General features: G+C 63.3%; 11 protein-coding genes. 6 read left to right on the top strand and 5 right to left on the bottom strand.

Annotated features, from left to right (window positions below):
* The first annotated feature begins 481 nt into the window (after nucleotides 1-481).
* From PG898_RS03195 to PG898_RS03175, 5 genes are all read left to right on the top strand, one after another.
* Nucleotides 482-1,603 (top strand): ABC transporter substrate-binding protein, encoded by a 1,122-nt coding sequence (locus tag PG898_RS03195; protein WP_043129912.1) that lies wholly within the window; start codon nucleotides 482-484, stop codon nucleotides 1,601-1,603.
* 96 nt (nucleotides 1,604-1,699) lie between these two features.
* The gene (locus PG898_RS03190; protein WP_005326119.1) at nucleotides 1,700-2,752 is read left to right on the top strand and encodes a FecCD family ABC transporter permease; all 1,053 of its coding nucleotides are present in this window, start codon (nucleotides 1,700-1,702) and stop codon (nucleotides 2,750-2,752) included.
* Nucleotides 2,745-3,515: an ABC transporter ATP-binding protein gene (locus PG898_RS03185; RefSeq protein WP_043129911.1), complete on the top strand. Its 771-nt coding sequence runs from the start codon at nucleotides 2,745-2,747 to the stop codon at nucleotides 3,513-3,515. The genes PG898_RS03190 and PG898_RS03185 overlap by 8 nt, the downstream gene beginning before the upstream one ends.
* Before the next feature lie 28 nt (nucleotides 3,516-3,543).
* Nucleotides 3,544-4,806, top strand: coding sequence for an MFS transporter (locus tag PG898_RS03180; protein WP_270823525.1), 1,263 nt, complete (start codon nucleotides 3,544-3,546; stop codon nucleotides 4,804-4,806).
* A 402-nt stretch (nucleotides 4,807-5,208) separates the two neighbouring features.
* On the top strand, nucleotides 5,209-5,577 hold the full coding sequence (locus PG898_RS03175) for an HNH endonuclease (protein ID WP_081934455.1): 369 nt from the start codon (nucleotides 5,209-5,211) through the stop codon (nucleotides 5,575-5,577).
* Nucleotides 5,578-5,667: 90 nt separating this feature from the next.
* Here PG898_RS03175 and PG898_RS03170 read toward each other — a convergent pair whose 3' ends face one another.
* The 5 genes from PG898_RS03170 to fadI all read right to left on the bottom strand — a co-directional run bounded on the left by PG898_RS03170 (nucleotide 5,668) and on the right by fadI (nucleotide 11,182).
* Nucleotides 5,668-6,552, bottom strand: a complete 885-nt coding sequence (locus PG898_RS03170; RefSeq protein ID WP_043129909.1) for an AEC family transporter — start codon at nucleotides 6,550-6,552, stop codon at nucleotides 5,668-5,670.
* A gap of 12 nt (nucleotides 6,553-6,564) precedes the next feature.
* On the bottom strand, nucleotides 6,565-7,122 hold the full coding sequence (locus tag PG898_RS03165) for a YaeQ family protein (protein ID WP_043129908.1): 558 nt from the start codon (nucleotides 7,120-7,122) through the stop codon (nucleotides 6,565-6,567).
* A gap of 187 nt (nucleotides 7,123-7,309) precedes the next feature.
* The gene (locus tag PG898_RS03160) at nucleotides 7,310-7,450 is read right to left on the bottom strand and encodes a TIGR02808 family protein (RefSeq protein WP_081934454.1); all 141 of its coding nucleotides are present in this window, start codon (nucleotides 7,448-7,450) and stop codon (nucleotides 7,310-7,312) included.
* Between the two features lie 274 nt (nucleotides 7,451-7,724).
* Nucleotides 7,725-9,872 (bottom strand): fatty acid oxidation complex subunit alpha FadJ, encoded by a 2,148-nt coding sequence (gene fadJ, locus PG898_RS03155; protein ID WP_043129948.1) that lies wholly within the window; start codon nucleotides 9,870-9,872, stop codon nucleotides 7,725-7,727.
* Nucleotides 9,872-11,182, bottom strand: coding sequence for an acetyl-CoA C-acyltransferase FadI (fadI, locus tag PG898_RS03150; RefSeq protein WP_043129906.1), 1,311 nt, complete (start codon nucleotides 11,180-11,182; stop codon nucleotides 9,872-9,874). Before fadI ends, fadJ begins: the two co-directional genes overlap by 1 nt.
* 194 nt (nucleotides 11,183-11,376) lie before the next feature.
* Here fadI and PG898_RS03145 point away from each other — a divergent pair, with 194 nt between their 5' ends.
* Nucleotides 11,377-12,327: an AAA family ATPase gene (locus tag PG898_RS03145; protein WP_043129905.1), complete on the top strand. Its 951-nt coding sequence runs from the start codon at nucleotides 11,377-11,379 to the stop codon at nucleotides 12,325-12,327.
* Nucleotides 12,328-12,387 lie beyond the last annotated feature (60 nt).

Below are 12,387 nucleotides of genomic sequence, written 5' to 3'. Positions count from 1 at the left end.
CCTTGTTACCTGTCGAACTCGGCCGATGACCAAGAGCGCGCCTACTCTGCCCTTTTGACGACGGAGCCGCTGGGAGCTGGCTAACAATGACCGCAAATTGTTGCGCGCAGGTGACGATCAATACCCGAATGGGCAGTGCCTGTCATCGGTGCGCAGGAAATCGTCGCCACCTCCGGGGGGCCATGCCAAGGGGCTCGACATCGAGCAGAGTCCGGAGCTGAGAGCCGCTCCAGATGTGCGAGCGAGGCGGCCAGAGCGTGGTTCCAAGTGCAACCAGATAGACGCCACAGGCCCCCATGCCCCGTGAAGGCAGCGAGATGGGCTCCATTGGAACGATACTCTGTGCTCGTGTGAAACCGGTTCAGTAATGACAGAAATAACAAGAGAGGAGATGGCACAAACGCTTGTTGCTTTTGCGCTCGCGAATGGCAATAGTTCTCACTTTCTTTTTTGACCGTCTTTATTCCTGAGGTGCTACAAGATGTTTCGTCACCCCCTGGCAAAGTTGCTGCTGCTTGGTCAGCTCGCCCTGATGAGCTGGATGGCGCAGGCCGCCGCCCCCGTTGAAGTGGAAGATGTGATGGGCCGCAAGGTTTCCCTGAGTCTGCCCGCGAGTCGCATCGTGCTCGGTTTCTATCCCGAGGATTATCTGGCCGTGGCCGGTGAAGGCGGCGCCGATCGCCTGGTGGGCATGTCCCGTGGCTGGTTCGTCAAGTCCCGCCCCGCCATCTGGTCCCTCTATGTGGCCAGCCTGCCGCAACTGGCTAGGGTGCCCGACCTTGGCAACGTGCAGGATCAGAGCTTCTCCATCGAAAAGACCCTGGCAGTCAAACCCGATCTGGTGATCCTGGCCCAGTGGCAATATGAGGCCCTGGCCCCGGATCTGCCGCGTCTCGAGCAGGCAGGCATCCCGGTGGTGGTGGTGGACTACAACGCCCAGACCCTGGACCGCCACATGGCGAGCACCTTGCTGCTTGGCAAGGTGACCGGCCAGGAAGCCCGAGCCCAGAAAATGGCCGGCGAGTACAAGGCCAAGATTGACACCATCACCTCCCGCATCGCCGCCGCGAAGCGCCAGCCACCCCGGGTCTATATCGAGCTGGGTGACAAGGGACCGGCCGAATACAGCTACACCTATGGCAAGGACATGTGGGGCGCCATGGCCCTGCTGGCGGGCGGTGACAACGTCGCGGCTCCCTTTGTCGAACGCTGGGGCCCCATCCACCCTGAGCAACTGCTGGCGAGCAAGCCCGAGGTGATCCTGATGGCGGGATACGAGAGCGTGAGCAGTGCAGAAGCGATGCAAGTCGGTCAGGACGTCTCGGCCGAGACGGTGCGCCAGCGTCTGCAGGGCTTTGCCGCCCGTCCGGGCTGGAGCGAGCTGCCCGCGGTGCAGCAGGGTCGCCTCTATGCGGTCTATCACGGCGCTACCCGCAGCATCATGGATGCCGCCCTCATCGAGTTCATGGCCAAGGCGCTCTATCCGGATCTGTTCAAGGATCTCGATCCCCTGGCCACCTATCAGGGCTTCTACCACAGCTATCTGCCCATTCACCCCCAGGGCACCTTCATGCTGGGTATCAAGCAGGGTGAAGCAAACTAAATCCGGTCGTTCGGGCTCTGCCCACCTTGGCAGAGCCCTTTTCGTCATCCCTCTTTAACCGGGCGCCCTCATGGCGCCCGCTTCAGGATTGTCATCATGAATGATTTGGCTGCCCTGCAGCAGACCCTCACCCGCCAGCGGCAACGGGAGCGCCGTCGCTGGCACTGGCTGGCACTGCTCACCCTGGTGCTGTGCATTACGCTAGTGCTCGACATCGCCACCGGCCCCTCCCTGCTGCCCCTTGGGGAGGTGGTCGATGCCCTGATCGCCCCCGCCCAGGCGGACTCCATGACCCGCACCATAGTCCATGACATGCGCCTGCCCATCGCCCTGATGGCGCTGGTGGTCGGCGCGTCGCTCGGCCTTGGCGGCGTCCAGATGCAAACCCTGCTGGACAACCCCCTGGCCAGCCCCTTCACCCTGGGGCTCGCGGCGGCGGCCGGGCTTGGCGCCGCACTGGCGCTCTATAGCGGCGGTCTCGGGCTCCCTCCCCTGATCGCCATTCCGGCCGGTGCCTTCATCCTGTGCATGTTTGCCGCCAGCCTCTTGTTTGGTCTGGCCATGATGCGCAACATCAGCAGCCAGACCCTGATCCTGGCGGGCATCGCCCTGCTGTTCCTGTTCCAGTCTCTGCTCTCCCTGCTGCAGTTCCTCTCCTCCCCCGAGCTCAACCAGCAGATCATGTTCTGGCTGTTTGGCAGCCTGATGCGCACCACCTGGGACTCCCTGATCATCACGGCCGCCGTCACCCTGATCTGCACCCTGCTCATCTACCGGGATGCCTGGGCCCTCACCAGCCTGCGTCTGGGGGAAGCCCGGGCCAGGAGCCTCGGGGTCAACGTGGACAGGCTGCGCATGAAGACCCTGATCCTGGTCGCCCTGCTCACCGCCACCGCCACCAGCTTCGTCGGCATCATCGGCTTCGTCGGCCTGGTGGCCCCCCACATCGCCCGCATGCTGGTGGGGGAAGATCAACGCTTCCTGATCCCGCTCTCGGCCCTGTGCGGCGCCTGCATGTTGTCGGCGGCCTCGGTGCTCTCCAAGTCCATCATTCCGGGGGCTCTCTTTCCCATCGGCATCGTCACCGCCCTGATTGGTGTGCCCTTCTTCATCTGGCTGATCCTCGGCAGAGGGCGTAAACGTGCTTGAAATATCCCGACTCTCCCTCTCCCTCGGCCAGCAGATCCTGCTGCGAGAGCTCGACCTCACCCTGCATCCGGGTCAGGTCCATGTGATCATCGGCCCGAACGGGACCGGCAAGACCTCGCTGCTGCGCGCCCTGTTCGGTGAACTGACCCCGGCCGCTGGCGACATCCGCCTGGGGGGCCAGAGTGCCCGCCAGATGACGCAAGCCAAATGGCGCCAGCAGTTTGGCTACATGCCCCAGAACATCCAGCTGGAGCTGGATCTCAGCGTCATCGAAGTGGTGGTGCTGGGGCGCCTCGACAGCCTCTCCATGCGTCTGGCGGACGAGGACATACTGGCGGCCGGTCGCGCCCTGCAGGCGCTCGGCATCGCCCATCTGGCGGATCGCCCCCTCTACTCCTTGAGCGGCGGCCAGCGGCAGATGGTGCTCTTTGCCCAGGTGCTGCTGCGCGATCCCCGCATCATGATGCTGGACGAACCGGTCAGCGCCCTGGACCTGCACCACCAGATGCAACTGATGGAGCACCTCTGCCAGCAGACCCGGGAGCAGCAGTGGATCACCCTGGTGGTGCTGCACGATCTCAATCTCGCCGCCCAGTTTGCCGATCAGCTGATCGTACTGGCGGGGGGCGACTTGCAAGCCTTCGGCCCCCCCGCCCGGGTGCTCGACGCAGCCCTCATCGAGCGCCTCTATCAGGTGCCGGTGCAGATAAGCCACGATCAGAGCGGTACCCCCTTCCTGCGTACCCTGCGAAGACAATCATGACGAGACTTCCCATGACGGCGCCTTCGGCATGGCCCGCAACCGGCTCCCGAGTACACACAAGATGAACGGCGCCTCCTACTGGCGGGACTGGCAAGGCATGAGCCCGGCCGCCCGCCTGCTCATCATCAATGGTCTGGCGTTCAACCTCGGCTTCTACATGATGATGCCCTTCCTCGCCCAGCACATGGGCAGCGGGCTTGGCCTCGCCGGCTGGGCCTGCGGCCTGGTCATGGGGATGCGGGTCTTCAGCCAGCAGGGGCTGTTTCTGCTGGGGGGCACCCTTGGGGATCGCATCGGCTATCACCCCGCCATCGTCTGGGGCTGCCTGGTGCGCTCGGTCGGCTTCGTGCTGCTCGGCTGGGCCGAGTCCCTGCCCATACTGCTGCTGGCGGCGACCCTCACCGGTTTTGCCGGGGCCCTGTTCACCCCCTGCGCCCAGGCCTATCTCGCCAGCGAATGCAGCGCGCCCGATCAGCGTCAGCGCGCCTTCGCCCTGCACAATCTCGCCAGCCAGGCGGGCATGCTGCTCGGCCCCCTGGTCGGCCTGACCCTGACCCAGCAGAGCTATGCCCTGACGGGTATTCTGGCGGCTAGCCTGTTCGCCCTGCTCGGAGTGCTGCAGTACCGGGTGCTGCCCAAGCGCCCGGCGGCCAACCAGAGCCCGCGCGGCGCCATTTTGCGCCAATGGCGGGAGATCCTGCGCCAGCGTCCCTTCATGATCTTCACCCTGCTCGCGGGCAGCTACCAGATCCTGTTCCACCAGCTCTATCTCGCCCTGCCCGCCCATATCCAGAGCCTGCCGGACGCCACCCAGCTGCTCGGCGGCGTCTTCACCCTCTCGGCGGTGATCGGCGTTCTACTCCAGTTGCCGGCGTCCCGTCTGGTGGAACGCCATCTTGGGGTGCCGCTCGCCATGGGGCTGGGGATCGGGGTGATGGGCCTGAGCTATCTGGCCCTGCCGCTGCTCTCTCCCTGGCCGACGGCGGGGGTCCTGACACAGGTTGCCCTGCTTTCCTTGGGCTCCATCCTCTGTTTCCCGCTCTTTGCCGCCCAGCTGCCCCGCTACGCCCCCCCTGAGCAACTCGCCAGCTACTACGGCTTCTATGCCAGCGCCGGGGGCTGCATGGCACTCTTTGGCAACCTGCTTATCGGTTTTATGCTGGGGGATGCAGGCAGCCGCCCCGCCACCGCCATCTGGCTGCTGCTGGCCCTCACCGGCCTGCTGGCGGGGGTTGGCCTCTATACCCAATTGCGCAAGGATGCCCAGCCACAACCCGCCACCCATCAATAAACAGGGCGGCCAAGGCCGTCCAGTTTTTATCTCATTCCTCCCTCTCCGCTCTCCCCCCCTTCGTCTAACCCGAAACAAGGCGATATGCTTGGCATCTATCGCACTCTAGTCAGATATATACGCAGTACCTTCCATAATACCTCCATGAATGGACCTGTTTGCATCTACGATGCCATGTATATCCTCTTGTTTTGTTGGCTTTACAATCAATGGATCTGCCGCTATTAATTGACTGCCGCTGTATCTGTGGAGAGCGGTGTAAGGCTGATCCGGTTGTGCCGGTCAGTACCCGCTCTGAGCCAGTCAGGCCGACGGGACTTCAACTTGAACCGAAGTCCGTCCGGCAATCATTCAATCCATACCGTTACGGACTTCAATATCAAATTTATTGAGGTCACGACCATGGGTAACATCGCCAAACAACGCCACCAAGCTGCCGTTCGCCAATCCTTTCACTGCTTCTATTGCGGACTGCCTATGTGGGAATCCTCCCCTGCCGCACTGATGCATCAGTACAGCCTAACCCCTGCCGAAGCCCGGCTATTGCAGTGCACAGGAGAGCATTTAAAGCCACGCGGCAATGGGGGCTCTGATCAGCCCTCTAATATCGTTGCCGCCTGTCGGCACTGCAACGGCACCCGCCACAAAACCCCCAAGGTGCTATCCCCTGAGCAGTATCAAAAAAAGGTACGGGCACGGGTGGGTAAAGGGGGCTGGTTTCCGAAAGGGATCACCAGCAAGGTCAAGGGGAACAGAACCAATCGGGTTTAGGAGCCGTAGGTTCGATGAGCGAAGCGTAATCGGACATTCGCGATAGCAATAAAAAGGACGCCATCAGGCGTCCTTGAATACAACACTAGGTCAACTCCCCAGATGCAGCGCCAACCAGACCGCCAGGGGGATCACCACCACAGAGAGCGCATTGCCACCGAGTACTATGCTGGCCACCTTGTCGGGCTGGCACTGGTACTGCTCGCACAGCATGTAGTTAAGCACCGCCGGGGGCAGCGCCACCGAGAGTGTCAGGAGCGGTATCCAGTCAGGATCCAGGGGCAGCAGCCAGACGGCGATCCCAAGAGAGATCCCCCCCGCCAGTAGATAGAGCAGGTTGCATTTGAGCGCCAGCCCCAGGTGGCCCAGCTCCCCCTCCATCAGCCGGATGCCTAAGGCAAACAGCATCAGGGGCACCGCTATCTGGCCGAGCAGGGAGGCGCTGGTCACCAGATAGTCCGGCAGCGGGATCTGCAAGTTGGCCACCAGCAGTCCTGCCAGAGCCGCCCACAGCATGGGGCTGCGCAGCCAGAGCCAGCGCGAGGCATTGGCCGAGAGGATAAACATGCCCACCGAGAAGTGGAGCAGGTTGGAGAGCACGAAGAGGATGACGATGGCGCCGAGCTGCTGCTCACCAAAGGCCAGCACCATCAGCGGGATGCCGAGGTTGCCGGTGTTGCGAAACATGGCGGGCAAGATGAGCGCCGCTCGCTCTATGCCCTTGAGTCTGAGCAGGGAGAGCAGCAAGCCCGGCAGCAGGATCACCAGGGCCCCGGCCGCGATAAGCGGCAGGTGGGCCGCCAGATCCAGCGGGTATTTCACCAGCGCCGAGAAGACCAGCGCCGGGGAGAAGAGCTCTATGTTGGCCCGGTTGATGTAACCGAGTTCGGCTCCCCCGCGCAGCCGCCCGTAGAGGGCGCCGAGGCCCGCCACCGCAAACACCGGGATGACGATATCGAGCAGGGCACTGAGCATGGGGAGTCCGTCTTAGAGTTCGCGGGCGGGGCGCCCCATCAGCACCACGGGATCCAGGGTGACCTCCAGAGTGCCGTTGCTGACCCAGAGCTGGCCGTCCGAGATGGTGCAGGTGAGCTGCATGGTACGCTCCACCATGGCGGTCAGGGGCAGGGTCTGGCTGTCGGAGAGCTCGATCACGGTGAGGTTGTCGTGCAGGCCGAGCTTGCCCTGGTTCTGCTTCCACCAAACGCTGGTGCCGCGGCCACCGTAGAGATAGAGCACCACTTGACGGGAGCGGTTGCACGCTTTCTTGAGGCGCTTCTCGTCGGGCTGGCCGAGTTCAATCCAGAGCTCGATCTCGTCGGAGTAGTTCTTGCGCCAAAGCTCTGGCTCGTCGTCCGCCGAGAGTCCCTTGGTGAACTCCAGCCGCTCGGCGGCGTGCCAGGCAAAGGCCGCCAGCCGGATCATCATCCGCTCGTCGGTCTCGGAGGGGTGACGGGCCAGGGTGAGGGAGAAGTCCTGATAGAGATTGCGGTCCATGTCAGACAAGCTGATCTGGGCCTTGAAGATGGTTGCCTTGAGCGCCATAGAAATCGTGAACACCTGATAAAAGAAAAAGGGCGGACATGCCGGGCGCCAGTGTAATCAAAATGGCCGCCGGGTTCGACCATATTGACCACAGTTGCCCCACTTGGGCCTGGATAAGTGCCTTAAAAGACACATAAAACAAATGCCAGTCGTGAGACTGGCATTTGGCGGCATGAACGAGAGTGACTCACTTCTCGGCGGACTTGACCCCGAAGGCATTGAGCAGCAGGCAGCAGATCACTGCCACGGCCACGAAGCCGCTCAGGAAGATAAAGGGCATGGCCCCGTATCCCAATATGTTCCAGATGGTTTGTTCAAGCAGACTCATAACGTGTCCTTCATCCAGTGAAATGGGTGTCCCTTTCGTGACGGAGTAGTCCCCGTTCCTGATAAGGCTATTTGACCTCAACCGGCGCCTGAGTCCTATGCCACCAAAGTAATAAATGGGGCACCAGTTTGCGCCAGATCAATGATTTGGCCCCTGATGTGCCGATTTTTTGCCCATGGGGCGAGCGTTCCCCCCTTCCCTGCTCACGGTCAGACAAAAAATGCGAGGCGACCCCGGGGTCGCCTCGCATACATCCTTTGCATGTCGCCTGGGATCAGTAGAAGCGCTGCTGCTCCGCCGCCATTGCCTTGAGGCGTGCACAGGGGGCGAAGCGATCGCCATGGCGCTTCTGGTAGTACTCGAGGCGCCCCACCAGGTGATCGATGCCGAGGCTGTCCATGTAGCGGAAGGGACCGCCCAGGAAGGGCGGGAAGCCGATGCCGAAGATGGCACCTATGTCGCCATCACGGGCCGAGGCCACCACGCCGCTGTCGAGCGCCATGGCCGCTTCGTTGAGCATCAGCAGCACGCAGCGCTCGGCGATCTCCTGGCGGGCCAGCTTGGGCGACACCTTGACCCCGAGCACTGCGTAGACGCTCTCGTCCACCGTCTTCTTGCCCTCCTTGCCAGTGAGCTTGTTGCGCGGCGCCGCCTTGCCGTAGAGGTAGAAGCCCTTGCCGTTCTTGCGCCCCTTGCGATCGTCTTGCAGCAGCTTGTCAAAGGCCTTGGGGGCCTGGAACTGCTCGCCGCCGAGCTCTTTCTCGAGGATGGGGGAGATCTTGGCCCCCACGTCGATACCGACCTCATCGAGCAAGGTGATAGGGCCGACCGGGAAGCCGAAGTCCAGCAGGGCACTGTCCAGCACCTCCACCGGTTCCCCTTCCAGCACCAGGCGCGCCGCCTCGTTCATGTAGGGGGCCAGGATGCGGTTGACGTAGAAGCCCGCCTCGTCTTTCACCACGATAGGCGTCTTGCCCTGGGCCCGGGCGAAGGCCAGGGTGGTGGCCACCGTCTCGGCGCTGGTGCCGGCGTGAGGGATGACTTCCGCGAGCGGCATCTTGTCTACCGGGCTGAAGTAGTGTAGCCCCACCACCCGCTCCGGATGGGCGGCATTGGCCGCTATCTGGTGGATGGGCAGGGAGGAGGTGTTGGAAGCAAAGACGGTGTGATCACCGCACTCGCGCTCCACGTCCGCCACCATCTGGTGCTTGAGGGCGAGATCTTCAAATACCGCCTCCACCACCATGTCCACCCGGTGGAAACCGGAATAGTCCAAGGTGCAGGTGAGCAGGCTCATCTGCTTCTCCAGCTCGCTGCGCAGCAGCTGGCGGCGCTTGAGCTTCCTGGCCAGCAGGTCATAGCTGTAGCGCATGGCGTTGCCGATGCCGGCGCTCCCTACGTCCTTGATCCGCACCGGCACCCCGGCCTTGGTGGCGGTGACGAAGGCGATACCGCCCCCCATCAGGCCCCCGCCCAGCACGGCGGCATGGGCCACCTTGCGCGGCTCGGCGCCCTGGTAGCTGACCTCTTTCTTCATCTCTGTGGTGGCGAAGAAAATCGAGCGCAGGGCGGCGGATTCCGCCGTCATCACCAGCTCGCCAAAGTGACGGGACTCGGCGGCGAGGCCGGCCTGCATCCCCTCCTCCACACCGATGCGCACCACCTCGAGGATCCGCTCAGGGGCCGGGTAGTTGCCACGGGTCTTGGCTTTGACTCCCTTGCGGGCCTGATCGAACAGCACCTTGCGACCCAGGGCATTGGTCTCCAGCACCTTGCCCTGCAGATCCCGCTTCAGCTGATGGCGGGGCTTGCCCTTCTTGGCAAGCTTGATGGCGGCCTCCAGCAGTATGGAAGGCGGCACCACATCGTCCACCAGCCCCAGTTTCTTGGCCTGCTTGGCCCGCACCTGCTTGCCGGTCAGCATCAGATCCAGCGCTTTGGCCACCCCGATGAGGCGCGGCAGGCGCTGGGTACCGCCGGAGCCCGGCAGCAGGCCGAGCTGTACTTCCGGCAGGCCCAGCACGGTTTTAGCGTGATCTGTCACCACCCGGCCATGACAGGCGAGCGCCAGCTCCAGCCCGCCACCGAGGCAGGGGCCGTGAATGGCGGCGATCACCGGTATGGTCAGCGCCTCGATCTCGGCAAACACGATCTGCCCTTCCCGCGACAGCGTCTCGGCGTCCTGGGCACTGGTGCAGGCGGCCAGCATGCTGATATCGGCCCCAGCGATGAAGGAGTCCTTCTTGCCGGAGGTGATCACCAGGCCGATCAGATCGCGGTTCCCCTTTATCTCGGCCAGCACGGTGCGGATCTCGTCTGCGAAGGCGGCCTTCAGGGTGTTCATGCTCTCACCGGGCACATCCATGGTGAGGATGCCGATGCCGTCTTTGCGAATATCCAGTGAAAAAGTCTTAGCGCTCATCATTCAACCTCCAGCACCATGGCCACACCCAGCCCACCCGCCGCACAGGCGGTGTTGAGCCCCAGTCCCCCACCCCGACGCCGCAGCTCGTGCAGGGTCTGGGTGATCATGCGCGCACCTGTGGCGGCAAAGGGGTGGCCATAGGCCAAAGAGCCGCCGAGGACGTTGAATTTGTCCATATCCACCTCACCGATGGCCTGATCCCGGCCCAATTTGTCGCGGGCAAATTCGGCACTGGCAAACATCTTGAGGTTGGCCAGGGTCTGGGCGGCAAAGGCTTCGTGCATGTCGATGAGGGTCAGATCGGCCAGCGTGATGCCGGCCCTGTCCAGCGCCAGCGGCGTGGCATAGGAGGGGCCCATCAGCATGTCCTGCCAGACGTCGATGGCGGAGAACGCGAAGCTGCGGATATAACCGAGGGGCTCGAGACCGAGCTCTTTGGCCCGCCCTTCGCGCATCAGCAGCACGGCAGCGGCGCCGTCGGTGAGCGGGGTGGCGTTGGCGGCGGTGACGGAGCCATGCAGCCGGTCAAACACCGGCTTTAGCTTGGCGTAACTCGCCAGATCCGAGCTTTCGCGGATGTTGTTGTCCCGATCCAGCGGCGATTTGTAGGGGGGCACATGGGCGGTGAACACCTCGCCACTGAGCTTGCCCTCAGCCCAGGCTTGCGCCGCCAGCGTATGGGAGCGGTGGGCCAGGGCATCTTGCGCCTCGCGGCTGATCTGGTGGCTCTTGGCCATCTGCTCGGCGGTCTGTCCCATGGAGAGGCCGGTGGAGTACTCGGCCACTGCGGGCGGCACCGGCATCAGATCCTTGATGCGCAGACGACGCAGAATATTGAAACGCTGCTGCAAATTGCGCGCCTTGTTGAGATCCACCAGGGCGCGGGCCAGGGTCTTGCTCACCCCGATGGGGAGCACGGAAGAGGAGTCGGCCCCGCCTGCGATGGCAATGTCGACCGTGCCGGCCATGATGGATTCGGTGACGTTGGCCACTGCCTGGAAACTGGTGGCGCAGGCGCGCGACACGCTATAGGCATCGGTGCTGACGCTCATGCCGGTGCCGAGCACGATCTCGCGGGCGATGTTGGGCGCTTCCGGCATCTGGACCACCTGGCCGAACACCAGCTGGTCGATGAGCTTGGGATCGAGATCGGTGCGGGCGAGCAGCTCACTCACCACCAGTTTGCCGAGATCCACCGCAGGCACGCCGTGGAAGGCGGTGGCCTGCTTGGCAAAGGGGGTTCGCAGACCCGCCACGACGGCAATCCGTTCGCCCTGGCGAGTCGTCAGTTTCAATGGCTGTTTCATCCTGGCTCCTTGGTTAAACGAGAAGATTAAAAGGGAGAGGTCTGACCTCATAGCGCCACATCTTAACAATCCAATCACAACTTTCATACGGCTGATTGAAACTAAATTGTCCCCATCTTGGCCCCCTCCCTCGCCCTTGGGGACCAACTGGAGTATAAAAAGATCAACTTCCATAAAAACAACGGGTTCATTGCATGGCGGCGGCAGAATTCAGAGCACTTGGGGACTATCTTGGCAGTCAGGTTCTGGGACAGGCCCCCCTCATCGAGGGGCTGCTGATCGCCCTCCTATGTGAAGGACATGTGTTGATCGAGGGGGCACCGGGGCTGGCCAAGACCCGGGCCGTCAAGGCGCTGGCCGGCGCCGTCGAGGGGCGCTTCGCCCGCATCCAGTTCACCCCGGATCTGCTCCCCGCCGATCTCACCGGCAGCGAGGTGTTTCACCCGCAAGATGCCAGCTTCGTGTTCCAGCCCGGCCCCTTGTTCAACCACCTGGTGCTGGCGGACGAGATCAACCGGGCTCCGGCCAAGGTACAGTCCGCCCTGCTGGAGGCCATGGCCGAGCACCAGATCACTGTGGGCAAGAAGAGCTGGCGCCTGCCGCCGCTCTTTATGGTGGCGGCGACCCAGAACCCCATAGAGCAGGAGGGCACCTATCCCCTGCCAGAGGCCCAGCTCGACCGCTTTTTGCTCAAACTCATGGTGGATTACCCCAGCCCCGCCATGGAGCTCGCCATCTTGCAGCTCAACGCCGGGGGCGACACCCTGCCGCCGCCCCCCGTGACCCTGAGCCAGGCTGCCTTGCTCTCGGCTCGCAGCGCGGTGCAGGCCGTGCAGATGCAGACCCGGCTAGAGCACTATCTGGTGCAGCTGATCTGTGCCACCCGCCCCGGCAGCGGCCTCTGCCCCGAGCTCGAATCCCTCATTGCGGTAGGCGCCAGCCCCAGGGCCAGCATAGGCCTGGCCCGCGCCGCCCGCGCCCGAGCCTGGCTCGTCGGGCGCGATTTCGTGCTGCCGGAAGACATCCAGCAACTGGCGCCTGCCGTGCTGCGCCACCGCCTCATCCCGAGCTATCAGGCCCTGGCGGACAATCTCGACAACGACACCCTGATCGCCCGTCTGCTGGATCTTATCCCATGCCCCTGACAACCCGCCGTCCAGCGCCACCGATTCATCCCGAGCTATCAGGCCCTGGCGGACAACCTC

Origin of the sequence: Aeromonas sp. QDB31 (assembly GCF_027707605.1) — a bacterium.
Taxonomy (GTDB): Bacteria; Pseudomonadota; Gammaproteobacteria; order Enterobacterales; family Aeromonadaceae; genus Aeromonas; species Aeromonas media.
Note: the sequence above shows the minus strand (reverse complement) of the source record. Positions and strands in the feature narration are given on the sequence as shown.

Coding starts and splice junctions, on each gene's coding strand:
- PG898_RS03165 (WP_043129908.1), bottom strand. CDS start 7,122: ATGGCGCTCAAGGCAACCATCTTCAAGGCCCAGATCAGCTTGTCTGAC.
- PG898_RS03160 (WP_081934454.1), bottom strand. CDS start 7,450: ATGAGTCTGCTTGAACAAACCATCTGGAACATATTGGGATACGGGGCC.
- PG898_RS03180 (WP_270823525.1), top strand. CDS start 3,544: ATGGCCCGCAACCGGCTCCCGAGTACACACAAGATGAACGGCGCCTCC.
- PG898_RS03195 (WP_043129912.1), top strand. CDS start 482: ATGTTTCGTCACCCCCTGGCAAAGTTGCTGCTGCTTGGTCAGCTCGCC.
- PG898_RS03145 (WP_043129905.1), top strand. CDS start 11,377: ATGGCGGCGGCAGAATTCAGAGCACTTGGGGACTATCTTGGCAGTCAG.
- fadJ (WP_043129948.1), bottom strand. CDS start 9,872: ATGAGCGCTAAGACTTTTTCACTGGATATTCGCAAAGACGGCATCGGC.
- PG898_RS03170 (WP_043129909.1), bottom strand. CDS start 6,552: ATGCTCAGTGCCCTGCTCGATATCGTCATCCCGGTGTTTGCGGTGGCG.
- PG898_RS03190 (WP_005326119.1), top strand. CDS start 1,700: ATGAATGATTTGGCTGCCCTGCAGCAGACCCTCACCCGCCAGCGGCAA.
- PG898_RS03175 (WP_081934455.1), top strand. CDS start 5,209: ATGGGTAACATCGCCAAACAACGCCACCAAGCTGCCGTTCGCCAATCC.
- fadI (WP_043129906.1), bottom strand. CDS start 11,182: ATGAAACAGCCATTGAAACTGACGACTCGCCAGGGCGAACGGATTGCC.